This is a genomic window from Subtercola vilae (assembly GCF_004923255.1).
In the GTDB taxonomy this organism is placed as follows: Bacteria; Actinomycetota; Actinomycetes; order Actinomycetales; family Microbacteriaceae; genus Subtercola; species Subtercola vilae.
Genome location: NZ_QYRT01000022.1, coordinates 1 through 23,516, shown reverse-complemented (window position 1 = coordinate 23,516; position 23,516 = coordinate 1). Strand labels below are relative to the sequence as shown.

The following is a 23,516-nucleotide window of genomic DNA, read 5'->3' as shown; positions in this document are numbered from 1 at the left end:
ACCAAGCAGCCTCAGGCCTGAGTAGGGGACTCGGGGTCTTCGATCGCATCAATGGAAAACGGGTCTTCCTTCGCGCTCTCAGCCATCAGCTTCGCCGCATGCCCAATGAGGGCGTCGTACAGTTTGCGGTCGAGCATCAGCACATCTTTCGTGCTCGCCGGGATCGGTTCGGAATTACCCTCGCCATCCTTACGCGTCCACGACTTCAGGAACACCACAACACCAACATCGTTGAGCTCAAGAAGCTGATTTGCGGTCTCGAAGTCAATAGCGAAGTTCGGGTCTTTCCGCAACGCCTGAATGACCGGGTTGAGGGGCAGCATCGACGCATTTAGGAGCCGGTCGGCCAGTGGCGGCAGATCATCCCGCCGCCACCACGACGCCATGCCCCCCGGAATGGCCGTCGTCAGTTTGATGTCATTCTTTGAAACAGTTTTCGTTGCCACGGTTTGCCTCCTGGCGTTTTAGTAAGCGGTTGAAACGGGGGTGAGTAGTTGCACTTGAACGGGCGAGAAAGCACCCGACAGCGCATCGGTGGAGTTCGCGAGACCCTTGATGGTGGACTTGATTTCCATCCACTTGTTGGTGCCCGAATAGCTCGCATCGTCGTAGGCGACTTGTGAGCACTGCACGAGCAAGTAGTGGGTGGTGTCTCCCGGGGGTACGAGTTTCACGGTGAGGGCGGGCTGACCGTTGGTGAGGTAGTTCTGCCAGTCCGTGTCCGTGGTGCCCTGATAGACGGCGTTCAGCGAACCAGACACCGAAACAGGGCCACCGAAGATTGCGTACGGGGCCTGAGTGCCGGTGATGGTGATGATCGGCTCGGTGGCACGCTTGATATCAATTTCGACCGTCGAGTACCGACTCGAAGCGACACCACCAATCGACACAACCGTGTCCCATGAAGGGGCAGGCTTCACGACGGAGGGCGTGTTCACGGGCGGGGCGATAGCGGTCGCGATAAGACCGATCCACGTCACATCAAGCGACACGAGCATGTCAGCGCCGACCGAGATTTTCACATCCGAGGGGATGCAACCGGGAATCTGCTGCACCTTCCCGAGCGCGTCAGCAATGAATACCGTGTATGTGGCGGGCTGGGCGGCGTTCGTGCCGTTGCCGTTGTACAACGCCGTCTTGTGCGTCCACGGGTCGACCAGACCAGACACAACATCGGGGGTGCCGAGGATCGCGAGAAGATGCGGGTACGCCGAATCCATGTACAGGTACGTCTTGTACTTAGCCTCTGTGTGAGACGACCCCTGCTGCTGCTGGTAATCGACCGACATGTTACCGCGCAGCGCCCCATCAGTGAGCGCTTTGGTGATCTGGTGGTAGGTGGGCGAATCGACGGGAACCCACATGGTGGGTGCGGCAATTGCGATACCGGGGGTTGTCTCTTTGGCGAGACCCACCCACTGCTGATTGGCGGCTGCGAAGCTCATTCTTGTACCTCTGTGTTCTGTTCGGCACCATCAGGCGCGGGGGGTTCGGGGGAAACCTCAGGGGCGTCAGCGGGCGGGGTGACGACAACGCCGACCCCATCGACCTCAGTGAGAGAGACGTGAGTGATGGGCTTGTCGGTGGTCACGAACTGGCCGTCGTGCAACTCCACCGCGACCCCATGCAGCTCGTAGGCGAATTCTTCGAGACCCTCAACGGATGCGTTCACGCCATGATGGAGATCACCGAAGACTTGAGCGAATGGGCTTTTGAACAGGTAACGTGGCACGACGGCTCCTAAGCTTTCTTGCGGGCAATATGCCCGATTCTGAGAACAGGTCGAAGAGTTTTTCGGCCCGTTTTTGCGAGGCGTGCAACACGGTGCCGCAACACCCGTACGGTTTTGTGGGTGCGCCGTTTTCGCACGGTTCGGCCCGTCCGCCCGTGGCGGGTAATCGTGGCGCGCATCATGCTTGGATGATTTCTCGCACATTGAAATCGACTCGCGTCCACGTCCACACGCGCCCGTCATCGAAGAGGGGCATGTCTCGGGTGACACGAATGTCGTCGTTGTCTTGACCGGCCTGCCATACGACACCGTTTGCGTACTGACCGGGGCCGGGGAAGAATTCGTTACCAACGGTTGTCCCCAAAGTGGGGGATGAACGGATGCGGTCTTTGATGCCGTCGATGATCACGTCAAGGGGTGTCACCCACGCGTCCTCTTCCTGCCCGGCAGGGAGATTCGCGGGGATCTCGTACTGGTAGCGGACGATCAGAGCAACAGTGTGCTCAACCATTTTCGAACCACCAGCAGCCGCACCAAGGGTCAGACGGGACTCCTTAGAATCCTCAAGATGAACGATCCCGATAGCGCCCCACCACGCATCAGATGTGAGAACCCAGTCGTTCCCGTCGATCCACCACGGCAACTCCTGGTACACCTTCTGCAGGCCCGGGATGGAGGCCGTGTTGAACCACGAATAGATTGCTTGACGCACAGCACCATCAGCCATCAGGCAGACCGCCGATGCGGTTTCAGCAGCTCGAAAGCAAGATCGATTTCCTCAAACCCGCCATCCTGAATCTCCGACTTACGGCTAGGCCCCGCACTGATCGACGCCATCACGTGAGCCTCGGAACCGCGCGACTTGATCAGCGCAGAAGTAAGAAACACCACCGCCTGCTTGATAGCTGCGGGCAGCGCGGAAAGCGAAACACCAAACGTGTGCGCCTTCGTCAAAGGTGCGGCGAGAGTCACAACGTTGCCTGACACCGAAAGCACTGTGACCGGTTCAGAGTTGCCCGCATCGAACAGCGCCAACGTGAGACCCGAGACGATGCCCACCGGAGAGGCCACCGTCAACGTCGAATCCCCCACCGCTTGGGCAACTGTGGTGACCGTGTTCGCGAACCCCGAAACGTACGTTAGGGCAGCTTTCACCCGATTACTGCGGAACCACCCCGTAACCGGAATCTCCACCGTCTTGCGCTGCAACCACGCATTCGAAAGATCAGTGACCGTCGACAAATGCGAAGCATCCGAACCGACCAGCAAAGAATTGACCTGAATCAGGGGGGTGTAATCGACCGGGATTTTTACAACACCGGCACGCACAAAATAGGTGCCAACCTGCGTGTCAACAGTTGCCGAAAGCACCTGTTGGCAAATCTCGTCAGCATACGACGACGCCCGATCAATGAGCACCGACAGCATGTCGTTCTGCACCTGTACGTCAGAGCGCGGGCTGAGCTGATCAACATTCACCCCTGTGGGTGCCGACTTGTACTCCGACACTGTGATGTAAGGCGAACGGGTCGCATAGGTGGGAACGTACAGCGCGGTAGCAGTCACTTTGGCCTCCGAAATAGTTGGTGCACCCGGCACTCTTGAACATGGGAGGCGCATGCGTAGAGCGCCGGGGCGTTTAGGTGCGCGGTGTGCGCTTTCGCGGTTTCGTCAGCTCATCAACGAGCTGTTCGAGCCGTGCGAGACGGTCAGGGAAAGTGTTGGGGTCAAGCAGTCGCGCCTTTTCTGCGGCGTCCTGCTCGATGCGGTAATCAAGCTCCTCCACCCAGTGAGGGAACCTGACAAGCTCTGCCCCCACCTCTTCGGGGACATTAAAAATGCCGTGCACCGCGTTATAGGTGACACCCGAATGTGTGGTGGTTACTGCGTTGAGTCGTGAAACGATCTGCATTTTCTTTTCCTCCGAAAATGGGGTTGAGGGGTGCCCGAACGAACACCCCTGAGGGGTCACCGTGGGTGCGCGAAAGAGACAATCGATCGCGCACCCACGGCCTTTACCACCTGTTAGCTGGCTGTGATGTTCTGGAGAACCCCCATGCTCACCGGAGCTCTATTGATGAACGTCTCGACGCTGTAAACCTCACCGTCGTAACGGGGGCCACCACCAGCACCGGACTGGCGACCGGCCGGGTAGTCCCAATCGGTGAGGTCTTCCTGCGTGCGCAGCTCCATCGTGTTGCTGATGTTGCTGTTCGGGAAAGGGATCGAATCGCGGGTGGCGATGATCGTTCCGGCAGGAAGGTTCGGGTTGACCTCAATCTCGATGCGGTCACCCGTGATCGCATTGAAGTACGTGTTCAGGTGGCCGCCGAGAGAAGCGTTCGTACGCCCACCATCACCGTTACCCTGCTCCAGGTACACGCTCGACGTGCCAGCCGCGAGGAACGCCTTCGAGAGCGTCTTCGACTGCTGCGACGAAACCATGTAACGGTCAGGTGACAGCTGCACGGAATCGTAGATGTACTGGTTGAGAGTGTCGAACTCGTTCACCGAACCGCCCGAGAACGTCAGCGGTGCACCATCGAGCGACAGGAACTTGGCACCCGAGGGGGAACCCTGACCGGGGGTGACGAGACCGTAACCGGACGTTGCGTAGTCGCCGGCGAGCGAGGCAATCAGACCGTTGAAGTCGAGCGAGCTGGCCGAAGCGTCCACGGTCGGAACCGAGGTCGGGTAGACCGTCGAGAGCCCGGAGACGTTCGTGATCGGGGCAGTCGCATTCGCGGTCGGGATCGTCGTCACAGTGACCGTGTTCACAGTCGTGGTGGTGTACCAGAACCCGTTCACGAACCAGTCGTACGCAACCGCACCGCGCACCGCCGGAACAGTCACAACAGCCGAGTTCGTGGTGCCAGAACCGGTCGTCGCGGAACCAGCCGAAGAAGCGATACCCGAACCGCCCCACGAGAAGTTCGAGCCCGTACGAACAGCAACCTTCACCGGCACAGCAGTCGTGGCGGGAATGCTGCCACCGTTCGCCGAGGGGGTGACGGTCGGGGTGGCGGGGACGGCCAGGGCGAAGTTCTGCCCGCCGATAGCTTTCTTGTCCTCACCGATCTTGTACTGATTGATGGCGTTGAAGATCGCGATTGCCTTCGCGTCGGCATAATCGGCACCAAACGTGATCGCATCCTTCGTGACCGTGTAACCGGCACCGATTCGCGCGTACAGGGCGGTCACGTCCTGAAGGTTCACGTTCACGATGGGCGCGGCATTATCGAACGCGGTTGCCGGGTTCGGCTGCGAGTTGTTGACGTTGGTGATCGCTTCCCACTCCGCGAACTTCGCACCCTGCTTGGGCTTGACGCGGGGCAGACGGTCACGGAACGGCGAATTGACCGGAACGAGCGAGATCAGGTCTGCGAGGTCGGCACCATGAATGCCGGTCGAGGCGTTGATGCCCGCGGTGGCCTTCTTGATAGTGCCGAGGGTTTCTTCGGAAATTTGTGTGAGATCCACGAGGGAGCCTTTCAGTGCACGACAAATAACCCCCACGAGGAGGGCCTTTGTTGAATGGGTTAGGGGAGGTTTTTACTGCTTAGAGCTTGAAACGCTCTTTGATGGAGGCGAACGCCAGCGCCTTGTTCGCGGCCTCTTTCGCAACAGGTGTGACGGCGGCCTCAACGGCTTTGCGGAAATCCGCAAGACCATCGATCTGTCCGTCACGGTCAGCGAGACCAGAAACACCGCTCGCACCATACAGAAGCGGGCTCTTACGGTCGTCGGGCTGCTTCCCCATCTTCGCGACGGTCTCCTGCAAGCCCTTCACAACCTCCGCCAGCTCAGCGTTATCCGCGAACTGCTTTGCGAGAGGTTCGAGTGCTTCTTTGAGAACGTCGCTCAGTTCGAGCTTGAGTGCCTTCGTGACATCTTCGGGGTCAGCCACGGGGGACTGAATGGTACTGGTGCCCGGAATGACAGCCTCATCAGGGGCGGCTGCGTCGGAAACACCAGAAACTTCGGGGGCCGGTTCGGCGGGGACGGCATCATCTGCCGGAAGTGCGTCATCGACTGGGGCGTCATCCTCAGCGGGAACCTCGGTCGACGCGGAGTTGGCGAAAGTGGTCAGCTGTTCGGGGTCGACCGAACCGATGACGTTGCCGGTCGAGTCGTACACGAGCACTTGCGGGTCAGACTTGGCTTTCACAACTTCATCCACGGGGGCTTCTTCCTTGAGAACTTCGACAGGTGCGGGCAGGGAGGCGAGCACGTTCTGGATTGCGGCGGCAGCACCACGAAGCGCGGACTCGTTCGAGGACGAAAGCGAACGTCCAGCTTTCACGAACGCCTCAAGCACCTCACGCGGGGCAGCCTTCTCGACAGGCTGCTCAGATTCGGCCTGCTCACCCACCGCGTACGGGGCAACAACACCAATCGCACAATCGATGAGGTCGGCGGCGGTTTCGAGATCCCACGAGTTATCAAACCCGTCATCGTCACCGCTGAAACCCTCCTGCGCTTCACGATCAGAAAGAGCCTCAATGGCCCGTTTCGCATCGGTGAGACGGTCAAGCTGCTCCCATGCGGTAGCAGCATCCACGGCCTCCCATGCGGGCGAACCCGGGTCGGTCACGTCACCCTCAGCACCAGCAGCGGCGTCTTCAAGGATCTCGTCGTCAGCTTTCACAACATCGGTCATAGGTTCGCCCTCCTGGGCCTGTTTGATGAGATCTCGAACGGTTGAGGCGTCGAGAAGGTTTGGCGATTCTGCCGACTTGGCGAGAATGAATCTGTGACCGTTTGCGGCCTTCCCGACGAGATGCACCGAATCAATGTCGGCGTCATAAATTTCGGAAAGATTGGCGGGGTTTGTCATGAGGTGGCCTTTCGACGTTTCGCTGAGCCTTGAGGGGAGAAGCCGGTAATCTGACCGCTCTTGTAAAGCGCCCACGCTTCGGGGGAAAGAATGCAACCAATCAGCCAGTCGCCAGCCTTGACGATGACCTCGCAGCCGGGAGAGGCGTCAACCATCCACGGGTCACCCCGATAGATGTACGACTCGACCACCTCAGCCGCGAGGCCGGTACCGTCTTCGTGGAATAGACCGGAGCCGCCGTGCTTCTTCGTGAACGCCCATGCAGCTTTCTCAAGCTCGTCGGCGGTGAAGAAGTCGGCTGAACCGTCCGCGCCCTTCATGATGCGCGGGTCACGGCCAGCCTGATATGCGATCCCTAGAAGGAACCTTGATTCTTCAGGCATGGCCGTACCCCTATTCCGTGTACTGAATTTGTGCTGCGTTGATCGACTCGACAACGGGTGAGCTGCTGCAACGACATCTGGGATGCAGAGGCGGCGCGTTCGAAGTGTCCGATTGTGAATGCGGGTTCGCTGCCTCTACTTGCAAGCAGATCGGGCAAGCCCCCGCAGACGTGATCAGATCCCAATCGGTGACACCATTCAGGCCGTACACCTCGAACGACGCCGCGGTCATAGCCCGGGCACCCTCGGTGTGTGCGATCATCTCCGCACGACCCGAGAGGCTGTCACCGAGCCCCGCCAGAACGTCCGCGATGTCCCGCGACGGTGAACCCGCGGCGAGCCCATCAGCGAGCGCGTTACCGACCTGCTCAAGTAGCGAGTCGGAAATGCCCTTGATCGTCACACCGGACTGCGCCAGAAGATCAGCGAGCGCACCGTCAGCGGTTTGGGCGGCAGCACCGGGCGAACCCGGCACCCACGTTGACCAATCCGTCGCCGCGACCGCATTACCAATCGACCCAGACACGGTGACCGCGCCTGAACCGATCTGCTCACCCGCGGCAGAAACGCCCGCCATGTAGCCGTCAGCGATGATGTTTCGTATCGCCTGCTCAAGCTCAGCCGTTGACAGGTTTTGCCCGAGCAGTGCTGCGAGCGGGTCGGTGTCGTCGGCACCCTTCTGAATAGGGAACGACGAAATGTCAACGGATAGCACGAGCGTTTTCAGCGCGGCCAGAACGACCGGCTGATACGCGTCCGTGATCTTCAGGTCGTAGCGGAGCTGCGGAGTGGCCTCGGGCGTATCACGCCACCCCGCTTTAGCTAAAGGGAGGCTCCCACCAATCGACGGCAGAATGTCACCGAGCGAATCATGAAGCTCCTGCCGAACAACGGGGTTGTCAACGAGATCAGAAGGCGACCACCATGCAATGGCCTCAATACAATCCCCGTCAGGATCATCCGGGTTCGTCACCGAACCACGATCCTCATGGATCGGGAACTCGGTTGGAACCTCTAGAACGAACCCTTGATAGTGCCCGTTCAGCCACCCCTCAACGGGGTCACCGGCAGGGGCAGGAATCCGTACCTCCTCCGACCACTCACGCAAAGCGGCGGTAACCGGTGACTCCCCGTCTTCGAGGTGCCCGCCCGGGAATTCCCACTTGCCTGATGCAGGATCCGTGTCGTCAAGAGCGCGCTGCAACATCAGCACACGACCCGTGTCCGCAGCGTGAACCGCAAGACCAGACACCGAAACATCAGACTGGGCTTTAACTAGAAAAGGGCCGCTCTCGCGACCCTCACGGTTCATCCTCTGCGCCTCATCCGGTGTTACGGAGTTGAACGCAAAATCGCGCCACTCACCAGACTTCTTACGCTGCTTCACGAACCGGCGGAACTGAGCAAGCTCAGCCTTCACCAACTCGTCGTCATCATCAAGCGGGTTACCGTGAATCCCGGTACCCGCAGTGACACCAGCAGTCATCTCCTTCGAAATGGCACCACCGACCGCAGGCATCCCATTCACAACATCCGACCCCGGCACAATGTGCTCAAGAGACGGAAACATTGGCTCGTCAGGATTCTGCGGGGCACGCTTGAACTCCACACCACCCGGCAGCTTGTCAGGCAGAACACCACCGACACCATCGAACGGAGCCAACGACAACGGCACACTGTCATCCGGTGCGCCAGTCTCCCCATCAATCGGACCAGAAATAGCCAGAATCGATGTGAGCGGCACAAACCCTGTACGGGCTGTGATGATGCCGCGCGGAATGGGCCGCTGATTATCAATCGGCAGACCAAGCAACTCCTGCCGCATCTCATCCATCGACGCCGCACCAGTCTTGACGTAAACCTCCCACGCCTGAGCCTCAGTGAGCCGATCCTCTTTGTCACGCCCAGTATCAAGCGCAACCTTCACCGGCAGGCCAAGATCGTGCTGCAAATACCGGTTCAAGATCTGTTCAACAAAACGCACCCACGGCAGAGTGTTCACACGAAACTGAATATCGACCTGGACGTCACCAGTTGACCGGTTCACGTCCTTCAGCAAACCCAAATCCTGCGGCACAACACCAAAAGCCGCCGCAACACGGGTGACCAGATAGTCAGGAAACAGCGGATCGAAACCTTTAGGGCGAGTCTGCGTAACCTTCGTACCCGCAGGCACAGCCACCAGCTGGTGCTGCTTCGCCTGATCACCCTGAACCACCGCATCCCAGTAGTCCTGCCACTCCGCAACCTGATCGGGTGACGAAATGTCTGGCGGCAACTCGATAAACCCGGACGGCACCGAACCATCAGTGAACATCTGCAACAGGTGCCACTGAAACTTCAGATCCGTGTTAGCCGTCAGAAGGATCGACTCAATCGGGGCCAAACCGTAAGGAGAATCACCCTGCGGCCGAAACCTCGGGTACAGGATGTCTTCAGCGGTGTACGTCGACCAAACCTGGCCGTGCACCAACTGAAAATATGCTGGGGCGGGTGCCATCGGGCGGCGACCATGCTCATCGATGTACGGCGCAATCGTCGTACCGTCCAGAACCTCAAGGCCAACAATCTCACCCAAAAGATTCCGGCGAAAATACAAGGGGCCGGCATCGTACCGAAGCTGATTCTCAAGCCACATCCCCAGCCACTCATCGAATGGGTGCTCACGGTCGGGGAACGCCAGAACAGTCCTAGCCGCATCCAAAGCGTCACGAACATCCGTCGTCACACCATCGGCGGGCATGAACAGCAGCCCCATCGACCGGATCTCATCAATTTTGTGGTTGATGCACATCCGCGCAACGTCATACAGGGAAGTCATCTCACGCAACGTCTCGAAAGACGTACGCCCCCACGCAGTGCGCGAACGAGTCGAAAGGTTCACCCCTGTGGGGTAATCCATCGACCGCGGCGGCTGCGAATAACCCTTGTTCGGGTTCAGAGGCCGACCCGGCCCCATCGCCGCAGACTGATCCATGCCCTGCACGGCCATAGCCGCATCAATAGCTTCAGGTGTGCCCGACTTGCGGAACCGGTCGAAGATACCCACGTGTTACCTCCGCGATTTCATTTCAATGACAGTCGCACGCCAATTGCGCGCGTTCTCGGGAACAACAATGTGGTTTTTTTCCGCAGCAGCTTTCCACGCGGACAGAAACACGACACCAGAGCCGCCCTTAGCAACAAACAGTCGTGCCAAAGCCTGCGATGTGCCATCCACCTGATCGTCATGGGCACCGTTCGGGAACGCAGCACACTCATCCACGAACCCGTCACCCCACGAACGAAGCTTCGATGACGGAACAAAAACGTTCCCCGCCTCGATGTACGGGGCAACAGCGTTAGCACGCGACAGCTTCGATTCGGTCGGGTTCACCGGAACAATGCCGGGAATCTTCGACCGCAACGTCGAAATGACGGCGGAACCGTTCGCCTTATCCTCAACAAGCTTCACCGTCGCCTGCGGCCACTTCGCGACCAAATCTTGGAAAGCCTTCAACGTCGCCGTGAACGACATCCGCTTATGCACTTGATCTACGAGGTACACCTCAGCGCCGCGGCGAGCCCACACCTGACCGACAACAAAGTCAGACCCCTTCGTGTCCTTGAAGGTCATATCCCACGACATGATCATCTCGTCACACACAACATTGAATGCGCCCGTGACCTCATCCTGAGACCAAATCTTGGCGTCGTACCGCTGCCACCAACCGCGCAACCAAATGTTGCCCGTATCCGGTGCTGGGCGACCCTGATATAGGGAGGCGAACACACGAGAACCGGAACGAACGCGGATAGCCTGCCACTGGGCATCCGTGCGCCCACGAGCAGACTTCAACCACTCACCCGGCTTGCGGCCCAACGGATCGGTCTGACCCAAATCGGGGTCATGATCAGCCAAAGCGGGAATGTTCACCACTTTCCACAAGTGCCCATCCTCAGCAGCAAGCAGACGCCCAGCAAGGTCATCCTCATGCCAGCGCGTGAGAATCAGAATCACAGGCGCACCAGGTGCAAGTCGTGTACCAGCGACAGACTGCCACCACCCCCACGCCTGATCGCGGTAATACTGCGAATCGGCCTGTTCTGCGTTCGAAACCGGGTCATCGATGATCAGCGCATCGACCGGCTTGCCGGTCAGACCACCGCGCAAACCAACCGAGATCACACCGCCCTTGTGACCCTTCAAAGTCCAACGCGACGCAGCACCATTGTCGTGAGCGACACGCAACCCCAAATCTAGGGAACCCTCATCGCCCGAATTTGCTGCAATCCAGTTACGGATGTCGCGACCGAAACCCACAGCAAGCGGCTCCGAGTATGAAGCAATCGCAACACGACGCTCAGGGTCGTTGATGAGAGCCCACAGCACACTAGTCTTCGTGACTCGCTGACTCTTACCCTCCTGGGGAGGCATGGAAATGATCAGCCGCGCATCGGAGGTATTCCACGCCTCTACGAGCGCCGCATCGACAACCCGCAAAGCAGCCGTCTCAACAGTCTTCGGGTCAATCGCGGCAGCCAAATCGCCGGGCCGGTCGTACCGCTTCTTCGGTTCAAGCTTCGCCATCGCGGCATCAAACGCCCGCAAATCGGCGGCAGAGAACGCGGGAGCATCCGGCATCAGTAACCCCTCTGCAAAACGCGTGAGCGTTCGAAAATATTTTTGCTGGCATGGCCGGACTCGAACCCGCGACATCGTGGTTAACAGCCACGCGCTCTACCAACTGAGCTACACGCCAAAACGCAACACGAACAAACCTACGAAACTAGCCCTCTAACGCCACAGAAACACTCGAACATACATACATGCCAAACCGGGGAGAAAACGCGCACACGGTGGCATACAAGGGCAACCAGAGGCACACCAGCCCCCAACACACACCGCCAACAACGGTGCAAACAGAAAAACGGTGCACACCCAACCAAAAACTGGGGGGCTACTAGAGGGGTAAGGCGGGCGGGCGGGCGTGCGTTTGGGGGAAAGTTGAGATGCTGAGTGTGCGCCTCGGGGCATGCGAAAGACCCGGCTAGCAGCGATGCATGGCCGGGTCTGAGTTCTTTCGTGTGTGTTGTTAGCGCACCGCGCGGCTAGGCAACCACATCTTCGCTGAGCACGCGGTAGATAACGCCACGGGATACCCGCAGGGTGTCCGCTATGGCTTGCACGGTGTGTAGGCGCTTGCCACGCTCGTCGACGGCGTCATACATCGCCCTAGCCTGCTGTATGCCCGTCTGTGTCAGCTTCGGCTTCCTGCCGCCCTTCATGCCGCGTGCACGAGCTGCCTCAAGGCCGTCCTTAGTCCTAGCGACGATCAGATCATGCTCGAACTCGGCAACAGCAGCCAGCATGTGGAAAAACATCCGGCCTTCGCTGGTAGTCGAGTCGATACCCTGCTCGACAACTCTGAGCGCAATATCGCCCTGACGTAATCTCTCCGAAATGTCGATGAGATTCTTGACGGAACGCCCAAGACGATCAAGGCGGGTAATTACCAGAATGTCACCGGCGCGCAAATGATCTAGCGCCCGGTCGAGCTCTGGTCGGCTAGCGAGTGTGCCCGAGAGTTTCTCCATGTAGATGCGTTCGCACCCTGCGGTGAGGAGTTGCTTCTCCTGGATGTCAAGGTGTTGGTCTGCTGTTGATACGCGGCCGTAGCCAATGAGTGCCATGAAAGTGACAGTATCGCAAACGGGACTATATAGCCATAGATACGTAACACGAGTTAGAGAACAGATACCGAGCTATGGGCGACACTCAAAGTCACCTGTCCGAAACGTTCGTTTGATGACACTACTTCGCAGCCAACACCATCTGCTCACGCATCACCGGAATCACCATCGCCTGCTGAGACTCCGACAACATCAGACGAGGATCCGACAGGATCGCCTTCAACAAACTCGCCAGCAACACACCCTGACCCTCAGCCACACGAGTCTGTCGCTCAGCCAAACCAGCAGCCACAGCCTTCGCGGCCATGTTCGTAGCCCGGTCACGCTCCTGCGCCTCCAACATCGCAAGCCCACGAATGTACTCACCGACCTTGCCGAACTCACCGAACGCATCACCAACCATCGCCTCAGCAATAGACGCCTCCTCGACGGCCTTCTCTAAAGCCTCAGAGAGCATCAGAAGACGACGACGAGACTGAGTGAGCAGCTGCAACAGAACCTCGCCAGGATCATCCACAGCGTCACCGATGACCCACTGTGACACTTCATACCGGACAGCAGCCTTCGCCTTCACGTGACCACTAGCCCCGCCGTGGGTGTAACAGACCGTGCCGCCCTTGATCGCGTTACGACCGCAACGGTGAGCATCCTTCTTGATGGTGGAACACTGCACTATGGCTCAACCCCAATCATTGCTAGTCGAGGCGCGTCGCCAAGGTTTGAGGTCACTCAGTCCAGGTAAGGTCGTAAGTTTCGGTTCGGGTTGTTGCGGGTTCTGTTCCTTGTGCGAATGTGACGAAGTGTTCGACGGTCATCGTCTTGGCTTTGATCGTCACTGATCTGATGAGCCCTTCACGCCAGTCGATCTCTAGTACGTCGAGCGCTTCCTCTACCTGTGTGGTGGGTATGGTCATCGGTTTACTCTTGGTCTCTGTCACTGGGGCTTCGCCTTACCCGCCTTGCTTCGTGGAGTCAGGGCCACTATGTACTCAGTGATGAGTTCTTCGCGACGTAACTCGTAGGCGCTCTGCTCGACCCGTGCCTTATCGAGGGCGACCAAGAGTTGCTCTACCTGACGTTCAAGTTTGTCCAGGCGCTCGGTGGTCTGCGCCGCGAAGAGCCGCATCAGGTACTCGGGGTCCATGGTTTCGCCTCTCCCGCTTTGCTCAGTAGGTCGATCGCTGACGTGTACTCGTTGATGAGGGCTTCGAGGCGCGCGACTGACTGGGCAAGGTATTCGATGTCCTCGGCTTTGGGGTCTGCTTGTGCCTCTCGCAGCTCTGCGGCTTCTTCAGCGTAGGCTGCCGTGATTATGCGTCGGCGTTCATGCAGGTCGCTTATGGCGTTGTAGGACGTTTGAGGTTTGAGGTTTCATGTCTCCCACCGTACTTTTCCCGCTTTGTGGTAACTCATGCAAACAGCAATCACTTGCCCCCGAATGACGTCTAAGCAGCTTGTTCGCCGGAGTCGTCGGCTGGTTCGCCGCAGTAGCAGCAGTAGGTGTCACCGTCGTAGAAACATGAGCAGTGATACTGTCCGCCATAGTCAAATGAGTCTGGGCATTGATCTTCGTCTGTCACGCCGCTGGCGTTTCTACCCTGCGTATGGATGCGACGTGGTATTCGGGGAGCGCGAGGCATATCGTGCGGTCGGTAGTTTTGAAGTAAACCCATCCGTCTTCGAGCGAGAAGTAGTCGGCTTCGACTTCTTCCGACAGAGGTTCGCGGGCGTCTGCTCTCATGACGGCACCAATCACGGGCACGGCGGTGAGGTTTGCGTGCAGGATTTTGTACTTCGGCATGGTGGTTTTCCTCTACGTGGTGATGGAGTTAGTCATAACGTGGTGCCTCCCGTTTTATGACTTCGCTCGGGAGAGGGAACCATTTTGCACTACCGTCGACGGTCAAGCGTAGGTGCGTTCGTGGATGTTCAGGCCGCAGCACACGCACTGGTCGTCGCACGGGTCTTGCTGCTCGGGAACCTCAACGGTGAGGTGATGTTTGGTGCAGCGTGGGCATGTCATTACCGGTGCCCTCCGCGAATGCCGCCCATCATGGAGCGCACCTGATCGCGGGGCACGAGTCCGGCGTTGTGTAAGGCCACCAGTGCCTCAAGCGCGTCCCGCCGAGTTGCTGCCCGCGTTCTTGTGTAAGCCTTCGCAGTCAACGGCACATCAATGTTCCGGTGAATGCCTGTGGCCCAGATGTCCTTACGTGCTGCGATGATTCCGTCGCGGATTTGCTTGGCGTGGCGGGTTCTCATCGGTTCCCGCTCTACTCATGCTTCGCTTTGGAGGTGTTCTGCGCTTCGATTCGCGTTGACGATACGACAACCACGTCGGAATCGTTCACGTATGTGCCGTTATAGTCGTCGTACAGATAATCGTTTTCGAGACCTTCTTCGAGCACCAGATCCCACTTCAGCTTGAACGCGTTACGGGCCGCAATCCACTCAGCAGAGCGCGGAGCGGTCACCGTTTCGTATCGGTCACCCCAACTGACAGGGACGAGCGAGATCAGGCCCGCCCAAGGATTCCCGGTAGGCGCTTCCTGTGCATCCGTTGTGCCGTCGACATCACTCAGACATTCAGGCATGCGGGCCTCCACTGAGCGCCGTTCGTTTCCTTCAACGCTTGTTCATACGCGGCTACTTTGCGATCCCAGTAATCAAGGTCGCCCATGAGTCGCTTGTAGTCTGCCAATCCTTGAGCGCGGACATCTTCGGAGAATCCCAGAGAGATAGCACCGGACTGCTCAGTCGTCACAAGTAGTGGGCATGGGCGCGGGTTCATCATCTCTTGGAAGGTGACTTCCTGCTGTTGCTTAGCGGTGACGAGTTTCTGTTCAAGGGTCTTAGTCATCGCTGCGTCCGTTCGCGTGCTTTACGCTCTTCAACGACGCATCCCACCCGGGGATCACGACCGTTGGGATACCTTTTTCTTCCCACAATGCGATCACATTAGGGTTGTCATCGACCGCCAGTATCACGTCGAAGTGGGTTTGGATTCTTGCGAGGATGTCGCGTTTGACTTCCACGTCTTTGCGGTCGTCGTCGTCTTTGCGCATCATCAGGTAGTGGTGTGGCACATCCCATTTGCGCAACCACATGGCCGTGCGGAACCGCCAACGTTCTTTGCGACTCGTGACCACGAAGACCGTCGAACCTTCGCTAATCGTCTGCGAGGCGAGGGCAACAACAGCAGTGTTTGCGGGCGCGAACGATGCGGCCGCGTGGAACTTCTCGAAGTCTTTTTTACGCGGGTCGCCGGTCACATAGTGGCGCACCCCGGAGACATCGGCCAGCGTGCCGTCGACATCAAATATGGCGGCGGGCGGCTTAGTTTCCATGACCTAATTCTACCCGAGGGGGGAACTCGCATGTGTCAATTGTACTGGACTATAGACATCTTTGTCCACTAGACTAGACGCATGAAGAAGGCTGCTCGCTTAGAGGACATCACGTCGTGGATCGCATATGTCAAGGATGCAGAAAACGCTATCGAAGCAAACATTCGGGGCCGTGACGCATCCATCGTGGCAGCCATCGAAGAGGGCATCGGGCCCACGGAGATTGCGCGACACACAGGAATGGCTCGCTCCAGGATCTATCAAATCAAGGCGTCCAGGGCGACCGACCGCGGAAGGAAATCTGATGATTGACCGGCCTAATTCGATTGAGTCCATCCATGTGCGCGAAGCATGTGATCAAGCAATCGCGCTCCTTGAATTCGAGATCGAGAACACTCAGAAGCCCGCGATTCGGGCGGCAATCCGCCACGCCATAAACGATCTGCGCGCGCTGGAGCATTTCACGAACAAGAATGACGTGGTTAATCTCTGGCTTGATGAATACGTGGGTCTGTTAGCGGACGTATTGACGACTGAAACGGAGTCGTTCGCGCAACGGTTGGCTCACATCACCTCAACCCACTACTGGTACTCGCCGTACACGGCAGAGCAGATCCAAGCCAAGATCGATGGTGAAGGGTTAAAGTCCACGCGCTCTACCAACTGAGCTGGAGGCCAAAGGTGCACTGGGCCCCGGGTTCGATTCCGGGAACGCCCCTGCGCGTAGAGCATGTCAGAGCCATGTTGCGCCGTACGGGGGCAGCGTATTATCTTGTCGCCGCGTTTCTATTTCGCCAGCCCAGTGCTCAAACTTTATTCTCGCTCGATACCTTCACGCTCAAGTAGCGCCCTCAGTGCCTCGAACGGCGACAACACGGCCAACTCGTCAGACGAGTACACGGCCACAGACGGCTCCTTCGACAGATCAACCAAGAGCGTCAACAACCTTCAAAGGCAGCTGAGACACGTCGATGGCGGGGAGTTCGACACGGAAAACGTCAGCAGTAAAACTGCACATCGTGCACTTCTGCGAATGAACCTCAACCGGTGAACCAACAGTGCCCTCACGGTCAACAGCCGCAACCATGTTGTGCTCACACAGCAGAATCGTGTTGCACGAACCGCAATGAACTGGCAGCGGAGTGTCGGCGTGGATTGCCACGTGCTGGTTTCGGTTCGGGCACTTCGGTTGCGTGCACACCAGAGTCGACACGGCATTAGCGCCAGCCGACTCGCCATCTCCGCCGAACGTGAAACCGTGCTCAGCCTCAAGCTGTTCCAACGGGGACAGTACGGGCGGCTCAGAGGTCAACTCCGGTTCAACAGGGACAGACTGCGCAGGCTGATCAGACATTACTGGCTCCTAAACTACCGACACGCTCGAAACAATCAGCTATCGCATCGAACACCGAAACAATCTCCAACGAGACCATGGAACCCGCCGCAGGCGAAGGCCTGTTCGCGCGCCAATCCCTGCTCGCTGCGATCATCCGTTCGGAGAGAATCTGATCAACAGACAGGTCAATCATTCTCGGGCCACCAACCATGCTCTTTGAAATACGGAACGAACGACCCCGGATACACAGCCCCGAACTCACGATCATCACCGAACACGCGAATGCCACCACCGAGCGTCAGGGCGGCATCAGCGAGCTGCGAGCAGATCATCCGGTCAGTGCGTGAAAGACGACGTTCAGCCCACTGCGGCGTACGAATACCAGACAGCAGTGACAGGCCGATCACGAAGTCGTCAAGCAGCGAATACGGTGTGCCCTCATGCGCGTACGCCCACCCCGCAACACCCTTACGTTGCGTCGGAGTGAACGGAAAATGCGACCAGATCGCCTCAGGGAAATCGCTCATCGGGCGAATCCGTGCACCGCCAGGCTCAGCACCAATACACTCCGTGGCCGACACGCACACAACCACGTGATGAACGGGTGACTTCGTGACCTTCTCGATAGTCCAGTCGACCCACCCATTGGCACCGGGGATGAGCCCGATCTGCCCAACAAGGGTTCGTTTCGTGACCACGGTAGGGATCTCCTCAGAAAAATAGGTGGGCGTATGTAGACCGCTAACCCCGCTTACGGTCTGTGTACTGACCCATTCGCAGGACATCTACTGACCCATTTGCAGGAAGCGCAGGGCTTATATATGGTCGAAAGAAGCGGGAAGCTTATAGCGGAACGATGAGATAATCGCTGATCAGTCGCCGCCGTTTGCAGATACTGCACCACGTGTCGACGGCTGCGGAAAGGTGAGCCATACGGCCCGCACAGAGCAGCACATGAGCGCCGCAATCGCATCACAAAGAGAACGCGGCAGGCTCGTTCGCGCTATGCCCCTTGATGCCCCGAGGATGCAGTGATCCCTCACAAGGAATTGTCGGCGCGAAGTCCAAACCGAGGATCGTGTCAACATCGTGTTGCGCGACGGTGAGCGTCATCGCCAGATCCTCGCGCCGCACTTCTCGCAAAGCTCATAACTGACGTAACCGACATGCGGAACAACCCTCGTGTGAACGCCAACACGGCACAGCCAGCGCATCAGTCCACACGCCGAACGCACGTGCAGCCCTCGCACTCGAAAGTGGAAAACCCGTCACGCGCCGGCAGACGTGGCACACCCGTCTTGCGTTCGATCTCGTCGGCGGCAGAGATTATCTGAGCAACATCAGATGTCATGGTCGCAGGCTGGACGGCCCACTCACCAGAAACGAGTTCCATAACCACTCCCACCAAGGAAGACGTACAAAAGTATGTGACCGTCAACAAAAGTACGAAGACGAACGGAACCGTCATAAGAGGCGATTAGGGCGAGCATGATTGTCTCGGTCTACTTCGCCCGAGTGTCGAATTGCGGATGATCGATCATGAATTGGGCCAAAGTAAAGCAGTGCCAAGCCGCACTGATCACGTGAGGCAACTGCATTTCTTCGTCTAGATCTTCGCCAGCCCAGAACTGGTTCAGGTGACGCTGTAAGGCTGCGTAAGAGAACTTCCAGTCGTAACCTTTACGCCAGTTGTCGTCGTCGTACTTCTCCGCACCGCGGCCATAGAGGGTCGCGAGCAGGCGCAGCGGCTCGGTTGGTATCAAGTCGTAACGCTGGGCCTTAGATCCCTTTTGCCCACCCGTAGGAGAAGTCGTACGCACCTCTTCGGATGCAGGGTCTGTCTGGAAGATGATCTCTTTCCCGAGGGCCCGAGCAAGGGCAAGCTCAGCAGCTGCGCCTTTGCTTGTCTCCCACCCGTCGAGCAGGTAGACCCCATCAGCGTCGGCAACTTGGGCGAGATCCCACAGCAGAGCAGCCTTGAGATCGAATCCCTCGGGCGACTCCGTGCCATCCATTCCCGTAACATCCAGACCGTTGTCCTGGTCATGGCGCGCAGGGTTCACGGACTCAATGCCCCTACTTTTCAAGGCTTCTTCGGCTGCAAAAAAGGCGGGGAAGTTGAATTCCGGCAGGCCCGTCATTTTGCCTGCAATATAGAGCTTCATCGAAGCACAGCCTCGTCCTGCCACCGGCACTCAGGCGTCATCACACCAGTAAGCATCCCCGGTATCGAATACGACCCGGTAGCCTGCGAGAACCCCGGCGAACCACGATCCTGCGAAGAAGTTTGCCGCCAGAGCGTGTCACCCCAGTCGGCCATCTCGTCATGATGAAAATGGTGCGTGATAAGAACATCCGCCTGACCGATCCGCCCAAACCGGCGAACAGCCGCAGCCATATTCTTCGCCCAAGCATGCGCTTTACGCTCAGTTGTCGGCCCAGAAACACCCTTGGAGTAAATGTCACCGTGCGTCGTGACGAGCGTCCACCCGTAAACGTCAGCCCAGACCGCAGATTCTTCCTCAGCAATAATCCAGCCGATATGCTGCATTTTCGGGTCACGAATGAGCGCCAGCTTCGCCATCTCAACACAATGCGTGTCGTCGTTGTCGCTCAGGTCAACAGGTTTACCGGCGATACGATGCTCACCATGATTCCCCTTGCACGCAAGCACAGTGACCGCCTCAAACAGCGGGGCCAGGGTGTCTATCGCGTGCAGAAGGATAGCAACGACACCCTCGACCTGCTGCTTACGGTTCAAGTCGAGCGAGAAAGACTGGTTGCCGTAAATAACACAACCCTCAACGAGGTCGCCGCCACAAACCACGACGAGCCTGTCGAGCTTGCGCCCAACACGACGCAACTCCTCAATACGAAGAACCGCTTTCGCAATGAAACCGTAGAACGCGGCTATCGTCGCCGCAGACCCACCGTTGTACGACTGGCCCAACTGAATGTCATTGATCGAGAGAACAAAGGTTGATTCGGAACCGCCCGCGAGTGTAACTGGGCGTTTTCCTGAATGCTTTCGCAGCTTCGAAAGAATCGAAACGGCATCCACATCAACGGTGACACGTTTGTTTTTAGCGAAACGCGGCGTTGCCGACATGCGGTTAGAAAACATGTCAAGCCCGTAAGCAATCGAACGCACCGAAATTGTGTAGTCGTCAGGGTTATCCCCAGACGCAGAAATCCACGCGCGAGCATCCCCGAGCGTCACGGGCCGGTTGCGGATCGCGGTTACAGTTTTGGTGCCATCGCTTGACTCTTCGCTCGTCTCCCTCGACGGCGGCGACGACAGGTCGTCAGACAACAAGGCTGCGCCTGAACGCCACAAAAGCATCGCGAGGGAACTTGTGACCGTTCGCCGCGCAAACCCGCACAAGGGCCACATTCGTCCACGACGGGTCAGCACACGCCTTCACAAACGCCGCACGATCATCTTCGCGCAACCCATCCCACCAAGATTCCTGCGGGCTCGCACCTCTCACCAGATCATCCTTGATTGACACGCGCAACTCCTAGGCTTTCGTGTTCCCTATGCCGCTTTGTAGTAGTAGCTCTGCTTCTGACCTGTCCGCTTGTACAGGTCAATGCATGCGCTGATCGCGGTGTCCTCATCGACGACTGAGCCGATGTATTTACCTGAAGCGAACGCGAAAATCAGTTGCTTCATGAGCGCCTAACTTCGCTGAGAGTGCAGGGGTCGAACCTGCGCCTGTCGGGTTGGAGCCGACTGCGCTTCCGTAACGCTTACTCCCAATGTGTCCGTTGACGATGGACTTCGGCTGGGTTGGTCGTCCGTGCATCCCCGGCTTGCACCGTGAACTCCCGTGGTCCCTACTTACGACGCGACCTTCCAATTACCTTCGAACCAGCATCTGGGCTTTTGACCCGCGAAAGTCGAGCCCGGTTTCATTAGGAGAGTGTGGACTGCTTCGCGGGAAGTCGTTTTGGGCACAAAAAAACGCCCACCGGTTAGGGTGAGCGTTTTAGTTGAGTTCCACTTTCGGGGAACGAAAATGCCTACAAGGCAAAGCCTAGCATTCCGAGGCACATACCTCAAGAACCGCGTTTTAGGCGTGTCAAGCGTTGCGACTGCTGCTTATCGCGATACACCTTCAGAAAAGCATCACGCTCAACAAACCCGCCGACATACACGGGCAGACCCTCCCTGACGTAACGCTCGATGGTAGCGCGAGCAAATCCCGTATGAAGCGCAGCCCTATCAATGCTCCAAAACCTCGTGCCATCAATGACGTTTTGGGTCTTTTGCTGCGCCACTACGACACCATCAGAAGCTTGGCCATCGAACCGATTTCTTCAGGGTCAATCACCCATTGACACTGCCCACACAGAATCGTCAGGTCAGCGTTTAGCTTGTCGGGCCAAGCAACGAACACTTCGTGCGCACCACACACAGGGCATTCGCGTTTCTCTGCGGGCCGCGCCGGTCGTGGTTCGATACCGTACGCCGCAGCAAGACTGAAAACCCCCCTGGCGTCCTCCCAGCCGTAACACAAATCGTCATGGAAGGCGACAGCGGCCGGTGATGCGGCGATCTCTTCAAGCCTGGCATGGAACCATTCGGCCAGCTCTGACGCGATCTCGTGAGCAACTTTCACGGTGACCGGTTTTGAGCCCTGAACTTCTGTGAAGTTGATCCACACCGCAACACGAGGCTGAGGTGTGTGCAGTTCGCCGCCGAAAACTTCTGTCCACGAAACGAGTTTGGCGTACAGCGAATCGGAGGCGTCGAGCGGGCCGATACGCAGCGGCGCGGGAGGCCCATCACCACCACCAGAAACCCTTTCAGTGAGCGGCACAGCACCGAAACCGTCGATCTGTGCCCGCATGTTCGCCATGAGGTCGGGTACGAGGTTCAGGGCCGCTTTGATGCGGTAAAAACAGGAGTCACAAAGGATACCGTGGAGGGCAGGTTTCGGGCGGGGCGCTTCGGTCTCAATCAGCGAATCCCATGCGCAACCTCTGGCGCACGGGATCTGCTCGGATGCTTCGGTCACGGTGTTACTCCGTTCGGATTGCTTGCAATAATTTTAACAGAGAAACCGTCAAATATGGGGTTTTGCTCCCCCGATTCAGTCATCAGTCGCTCCTTGAATGGGTACATGCCAGCTCCCGCCGGCGAGGAAAGGTTCACCGATCTGTACGCGCCAGTCGTCGGCGGCTTTACGAATATCTGCCGGTGTGAGGTCTGCGATATGGGCTTGCTTGATTCGGAACTCGGCACCACCACCGACGATGGACACGAGTTTGATACGACGGTCAAACATCTTCGAGTTGCACAAAGAATTGCAACGCGCCCATCGATGAGTTGCTGATCTTCGCATTCAGCCGCGCATGCCATTCGCCATGCTCTTCGAGGTGAAGGTTGTGTATGACCAGGAAACATCGATCACAGGTGACTAGATCGCTGGGGTTTTCTGGTTTGTCGCTCATTGTTCGGCCTTTTCAGTAGGGGGCGTGCTTGTGGTTGTCGTGATCGTGCGAATCGGCGGTCGACAGCGGTAGCAGATGCAAGTCATCAACATCGAGTTGAAGTACATGATCGCGCCGCATTCCGAGCACCTCACGGTGTCTCCTCTGGGGTTGCGGGGGTGGATTCGACCCGTGAACGATGATCTGCGAGTGCGGCAGGCGTGAATCGCATGATGGCTGGTTGATTGAAGGCCTCCCAGTCGGCATCTGACTTGATGTTGAAATGTTGACGCCAGTAACCGGGGATCTCGTGCGGTGCATCATCCCAGAAGAACGCCTTGACCCCGATGGAGCAGATGTTCGCGAGGGCTAGAAGCTGCTCCCAAGTCGGGTAAAGCTCTCCCGCCTCCCACAGGTCAACTGCGGGCTCTTTGACCCCACATGCCTCGTCTACGCCCGGCCCGTCCAGCCCTGCCATGTCGAGGTAGGTGGTAATTCGGTCAGGTATGAGTTTCCCGTCCTCCCATGCGGATCGTGACTCCCTCTCCGACCGATCCACGACAATTCCCGTGCGTTTTCTGGATGATCGCAGCGCCCGTACTCGTTCATCGCGCTCCTGTAGTCGCTTGCTCACTCTGCCTTCTCCTCTGGGGTTGGGTGGGTGTAAGGGTTGGGGTTTTTGGCGTCGTAACGATCCTGTGCAGCTGAACCCTCATCAGAACGGATGAGCTGCCTCCATATGCCGACTGCTCGCCCTTCCTCCCATGCC

Annotated in this window: 31 protein-coding genes and 2 tRNA genes; 2 read left to right on the top strand and 31 right to left on the bottom strand. The window is 58.0% G+C overall.

The annotated features are described in order from the left end of the window. Nucleotides 1-11: 11 nt before the first annotated feature. The 20 genes from D4765_RS11800 to D4765_RS11705 form a co-directional block, all read right to left on the bottom strand. Entirely contained in the window at nucleotides 12-446 is a 435-nt protein-coding gene (locus D4765_RS11800; protein ID WP_136642503.1) for a hypothetical protein, read from the bottom strand. Between the two features lie 18 nt (nucleotides 447-464). Further along, nucleotides 465-1,445, bottom strand: a complete 981-nt coding sequence (locus tag D4765_RS11795) for a phage tail tube protein (protein ID WP_136642502.1) — start codon at nucleotides 1,443-1,445, stop codon at nucleotides 465-467. After that, complete coding sequence (locus tag D4765_RS11790; RefSeq protein WP_136642501.1) at nucleotides 1,442-1,732, bottom strand: hypothetical protein; 291 nt, start codon at nucleotides 1,730-1,732, stop codon at nucleotides 1,442-1,444. Before D4765_RS11790 ends, D4765_RS11795 begins: the two co-directional genes overlap by 4 nt. Before the next feature lie 178 nt (nucleotides 1,733-1,910). Beyond that, complete coding sequence (locus tag D4765_RS11785; protein WP_136642500.1) at nucleotides 1,911-2,459, bottom strand: hypothetical protein; 549 nt, start codon at nucleotides 2,457-2,459, stop codon at nucleotides 1,911-1,913. Further along, nucleotides 2,459-3,298, bottom strand: a complete 840-nt coding sequence (locus tag D4765_RS11780) for a hypothetical protein (RefSeq protein WP_136642499.1) — start codon at nucleotides 3,296-3,298, stop codon at nucleotides 2,459-2,461. Before D4765_RS11780 ends, D4765_RS11785 begins: the two co-directional genes overlap by 1 nt. Nucleotides 3,299-3,371: 73 nt before the next feature. Beyond that, nucleotides 3,372-3,644 (bottom strand): hypothetical protein, encoded by a 273-nt coding sequence (locus D4765_RS11775; protein WP_136642498.1) that lies wholly within the window; start codon nucleotides 3,642-3,644, stop codon nucleotides 3,372-3,374. A gap of 113 nt (nucleotides 3,645-3,757) precedes the next feature. Next, nucleotides 3,758-5,212 carry a hypothetical protein gene (locus D4765_RS11770; RefSeq protein ID WP_136642497.1) on the bottom strand — a complete coding sequence of 485 codons (1,455 nt, stop codon included), beginning with the start codon at nucleotides 5,210-5,212 and terminating at the stop codon, nucleotides 3,758-3,760. 79 nt (nucleotides 5,213-5,291) lie between these two features. Next, complete coding sequence (locus tag D4765_RS11765) at nucleotides 5,292-6,392, bottom strand: hypothetical protein (RefSeq protein WP_136642496.1); 1,101 nt, start codon at nucleotides 6,390-6,392, stop codon at nucleotides 5,292-5,294. Between the two features lie 173 nt (nucleotides 6,393-6,565). Beyond that, entirely contained in the window at nucleotides 6,566-6,952 is a 387-nt protein-coding gene (locus D4765_RS11760; RefSeq protein ID WP_136642495.1) for an XkdF-like putative serine protease domain-containing protein, read from the bottom strand. A gap of 10 nt (nucleotides 6,953-6,962) precedes the next feature. Beyond that, nucleotides 6,963-10,001 (bottom strand): phage portal protein, encoded by a 3,039-nt coding sequence (locus D4765_RS11755; protein WP_136642494.1) that lies wholly within the window; start codon nucleotides 9,999-10,001, stop codon nucleotides 6,963-6,965. Nucleotides 10,002-10,004: 3 nt separating this feature from the next. Next, a complete protein-coding gene (gene terL / locus D4765_RS11750) occupies nucleotides 10,005-11,576 on the bottom strand; it encodes a phage terminase large subunit (protein WP_161580433.1) in 1,572 nt (523 codons plus the stop codon). Between the two features lie 45 nt (nucleotides 11,577-11,621). Beyond that, a tRNA-Asn gene (locus tag D4765_RS11745) sits at nucleotides 11,622-11,694 on the bottom strand. A gap of 349 nt (nucleotides 11,695-12,043) precedes the next feature. Continuing rightward, complete coding sequence (locus tag D4765_RS11740; protein ID WP_136642492.1) at nucleotides 12,044-12,625, bottom strand: recombinase family protein; 582 nt, start codon at nucleotides 12,623-12,625, stop codon at nucleotides 12,044-12,046. A gap of 121 nt (nucleotides 12,626-12,746) precedes the next feature. Beyond that, nucleotides 12,747-13,298, bottom strand: coding sequence for a hypothetical protein (locus D4765_RS11735; protein ID WP_136642491.1), 552 nt, complete (start codon nucleotides 13,296-13,298; stop codon nucleotides 12,747-12,749). 52 nt (nucleotides 13,299-13,350) lie between these two features. After that, nucleotides 13,351-13,539, bottom strand: coding sequence for a hypothetical protein (locus D4765_RS11730; RefSeq protein WP_136642490.1), 189 nt, complete (start codon nucleotides 13,537-13,539; stop codon nucleotides 13,351-13,353). 20 nt (nucleotides 13,540-13,559) lie between these two features. Continuing rightward, complete coding sequence (locus tag D4765_RS11725; RefSeq protein WP_136642489.1) at nucleotides 13,560-13,769, bottom strand: hypothetical protein; 210 nt, start codon at nucleotides 13,767-13,769, stop codon at nucleotides 13,560-13,562. A gap of 432 nt (nucleotides 13,770-14,201) precedes the next feature. Then, nucleotides 14,202-14,426 carry a hypothetical protein gene (locus D4765_RS11720; protein WP_136642488.1) on the bottom strand — a complete coding sequence of 75 codons (225 nt, stop codon included), beginning with the start codon at nucleotides 14,424-14,426 and terminating at the stop codon, nucleotides 14,202-14,204. 472 nt (nucleotides 14,427-14,898) lie between these two features. Continuing rightward, nucleotides 14,899-15,219 (bottom strand): hypothetical protein, encoded by a 321-nt coding sequence (locus D4765_RS11715; protein ID WP_136642487.1) that lies wholly within the window; start codon nucleotides 15,217-15,219, stop codon nucleotides 14,899-14,901. Continuing rightward, nucleotides 15,204-15,485: a hypothetical protein gene (locus D4765_RS11710; protein WP_136642486.1), complete on the bottom strand. Its 282-nt coding sequence runs from the start codon at nucleotides 15,483-15,485 to the stop codon at nucleotides 15,204-15,206. The genes D4765_RS11715 and D4765_RS11710 overlap by 16 nt, the downstream gene beginning before the upstream one ends. Continuing rightward, entirely contained in the window at nucleotides 15,478-15,972 is a 495-nt protein-coding gene (locus D4765_RS11705; protein WP_136642485.1) for a phosphatase domain-containing protein, read from the bottom strand. The genes D4765_RS11710 and D4765_RS11705 overlap by 8 nt, the downstream gene beginning before the upstream one ends. An 81-nt stretch (nucleotides 15,973-16,053) precedes the next feature. Between D4765_RS11705 and D4765_RS11700 the strand changes: the two genes are divergently transcribed. Beyond that, a complete protein-coding gene (locus D4765_RS11700) occupies nucleotides 16,054-16,284 on the top strand; it encodes a hypothetical protein (protein WP_136642484.1) in 231 nt (76 codons plus the stop codon). Then, on the top strand, nucleotides 16,277-16,639 hold the full coding sequence (locus D4765_RS11695; RefSeq protein WP_136642483.1) for a hypothetical protein: 363 nt from the start codon (nucleotides 16,277-16,279) through the stop codon (nucleotides 16,637-16,639). Before D4765_RS11700 ends, D4765_RS11695 begins: the two co-directional genes overlap by 8 nt. Before the next feature lie 258 nt (nucleotides 16,640-16,897). Here D4765_RS11695 and D4765_RS11690 read toward each other — a convergent pair whose 3' ends face one another. The 11 genes from D4765_RS11690 to D4765_RS11650 form a co-directional block, all read right to left on the bottom strand. Next, nucleotides 16,898-17,326: a hypothetical protein gene (locus tag D4765_RS11690; RefSeq protein WP_136642482.1), complete on the bottom strand. Its 429-nt coding sequence runs from the start codon at nucleotides 17,324-17,326 to the stop codon at nucleotides 16,898-16,900. Between the two features lie 167 nt (nucleotides 17,327-17,493). Then, on the bottom strand, nucleotides 17,494-18,006 hold the full coding sequence (locus tag D4765_RS11685; RefSeq protein WP_136642481.1) for a hypothetical protein: 513 nt from the start codon (nucleotides 18,004-18,006) through the stop codon (nucleotides 17,494-17,496). Between the two features lie 804 nt (nucleotides 18,007-18,810). After that, complete coding sequence (locus tag D4765_RS19475; RefSeq protein ID WP_201799299.1) at nucleotides 18,811-19,473, bottom strand: dATP/dGTP diphosphohydrolase domain-containing protein; 663 nt, start codon at nucleotides 19,471-19,473, stop codon at nucleotides 18,811-18,813. Continuing rightward, entirely contained in the window at nucleotides 19,470-20,621 is a 1,152-nt protein-coding gene (locus tag D4765_RS11675; protein ID WP_136642480.1) for a hypothetical protein, read from the bottom strand. The genes D4765_RS19475 and D4765_RS11675 overlap by 4 nt, the downstream gene beginning before the upstream one ends. A 225-nt stretch (nucleotides 20,622-20,846) precedes the next feature. Continuing rightward, nucleotides 20,847-20,984 (bottom strand): hypothetical protein, encoded by a 138-nt coding sequence (locus tag D4765_RS19225; protein WP_161580432.1) that lies wholly within the window; start codon nucleotides 20,982-20,984, stop codon nucleotides 20,847-20,849. 15 nt (nucleotides 20,985-20,999) lie between these two features. Continuing rightward, nucleotides 21,000-21,070 (bottom strand) — tRNA-Trp (locus D4765_RS11670). Between the two features lie 300 nt (nucleotides 21,071-21,370). After that, nucleotides 21,371-21,592 carry a hypothetical protein gene (locus D4765_RS11665; protein ID WP_136642479.1) on the bottom strand — a complete coding sequence of 74 codons (222 nt, stop codon included), beginning with the start codon at nucleotides 21,590-21,592 and terminating at the stop codon, nucleotides 21,371-21,373. Next, nucleotides 21,592-22,332: a hypothetical protein gene (locus tag D4765_RS11660; RefSeq protein ID WP_136642478.1), complete on the bottom strand. Its 741-nt coding sequence runs from the start codon at nucleotides 22,330-22,332 to the stop codon at nucleotides 21,592-21,594. Before D4765_RS11660 ends, D4765_RS11665 begins: the two co-directional genes overlap by 1 nt. Before the next feature lie 75 nt (nucleotides 22,333-22,407). Continuing rightward, nucleotides 22,408-22,602, bottom strand: coding sequence for a hypothetical protein (locus D4765_RS11655; protein ID WP_136642477.1), 195 nt, complete (start codon nucleotides 22,600-22,602; stop codon nucleotides 22,408-22,410). Further along, nucleotides 22,595-22,768 carry a hypothetical protein gene (locus D4765_RS19220; RefSeq protein WP_161580431.1) on the bottom strand — a complete coding sequence of 58 codons (174 nt, stop codon included), beginning with the start codon at nucleotides 22,766-22,768 and terminating at the stop codon, nucleotides 22,595-22,597. Before D4765_RS19220 ends, D4765_RS11655 begins: the two co-directional genes overlap by 8 nt. Before the next feature lie 130 nt (nucleotides 22,769-22,898). Then, nucleotides 22,899-23,381 (bottom strand): hypothetical protein, encoded by a 483-nt coding sequence (locus D4765_RS11650; protein ID WP_136642476.1) that lies wholly within the window; start codon nucleotides 23,379-23,381, stop codon nucleotides 22,899-22,901. Nucleotides 23,382-23,516: the final 135 nt, after the last annotated feature.

Bases quoted from the DNA above. Each gene is read 5' to 3' on its own strand.
- D4765_RS11720 (WP_136642488.1), bottom strand. From the start codon at position 14,426: ATGCCGAAGTACAAAATCCTGCACGCAAACCTCACCGCCGTGCCCGTG.
- D4765_RS11710 (WP_136642486.1), bottom strand. From the start codon at position 15,485: ATGACTAAGACCCTTGAACAGAAACTCGTCACCGCTAAGCAACAGCAG.
- D4765_RS11785 (WP_136642500.1), bottom strand. From the start codon at position 2,459: ATGGCTGATGGTGCTGTGCGTCAAGCAATCTATTCGTGGTTCAACACG.
- D4765_RS11690 (WP_136642482.1), bottom strand. From the start codon at position 17,326: ATGTCTGATCAGCCTGCGCAGTCTGTCCCTGTTGAACCGGAGTTGACC.
- D4765_RS11760 (WP_136642495.1), bottom strand. From the start codon at position 6,952: ATGCCTGAAGAATCAAGGTTCCTTCTAGGGATCGCATATCAGGCTGGC.
- D4765_RS11700 (WP_136642484.1), top strand. From the start codon at position 16,054: ATGAAGAAGGCTGCTCGCTTAGAGGACATCACGTCGTGGATCGCATAT.
- D4765_RS19220 (WP_161580431.1), bottom strand. From the start codon at position 22,768: ATGAGCGACAAACCAGAAAACCCCAGCGATCTAGTCACCTGTGATCGA.
- D4765_RS11705 (WP_136642485.1), bottom strand. From the start codon at position 15,972: ATGGAAACTAAGCCGCCCGCCGCCATATTTGATGTCGACGGCACGCTG.
- D4765_RS11655 (WP_136642477.1), bottom strand. From the start codon at position 22,602: ATGTTTGACCGTCGTATCAAACTCGTGTCCATCGTCGGTGGTGGTGCC.
- D4765_RS11695 (WP_136642483.1), top strand. From the start codon at position 16,277: ATGATTGACCGGCCTAATTCGATTGAGTCCATCCATGTGCGCGAAGCA.
- terL (WP_161580433.1), bottom strand. From the start codon at position 11,576: ATGCCGGATGCTCCCGCGTTCTCTGCCGCCGATTTGCGGGCGTTTGAT.
- D4765_RS19225 (WP_161580432.1), bottom strand. From the start codon at position 20,984: ATGAAGCAACTGATTTTCGCGTTCGCTTCAGGTAAATACATCGGCTCA.
- D4765_RS11725 (WP_136642489.1), bottom strand. From the start codon at position 13,769: ATGGACCCCGAGTACCTGATGCGGCTCTTCGCGGCGCAGACCACCGAG.
- D4765_RS11715 (WP_136642487.1), bottom strand. From the start codon at position 15,219: ATGCCTGAATGTCTGAGTGATGTCGACGGCACAACGGATGCACAGGAA.
- D4765_RS11795 (WP_136642502.1), bottom strand. From the start codon at position 1,445: ATGAGCTTCGCAGCCGCCAATCAGCAGTGGGTGGGTCTCGCCAAAGAG.
- D4765_RS11730 (WP_136642490.1), bottom strand. From the start codon at position 13,539: ATGACCATACCCACCACACAGGTAGAGGAAGCGCTCGACGTACTAGAG.
- D4765_RS11775 (WP_136642498.1), bottom strand. From the start codon at position 3,644: ATGCAGATCGTTTCACGACTCAACGCAGTAACCACCACACATTCGGGT.
- D4765_RS11765 (WP_136642496.1), bottom strand. From the start codon at position 6,392: ATGACCGATGTTGTGAAAGCTGACGACGAGATCCTTGAAGACGCCGCT.
- D4765_RS19475 (WP_201799299.1), bottom strand. From the start codon at position 19,473: ATGAAGCTCTATATTGCAGGCAAAATGACGGGCCTGCCGGAATTCAAC.
- D4765_RS11740 (WP_136642492.1), bottom strand. From the start codon at position 12,625: ATGGCACTCATTGGCTACGGCCGCGTATCAACAGCAGACCAACACCTT.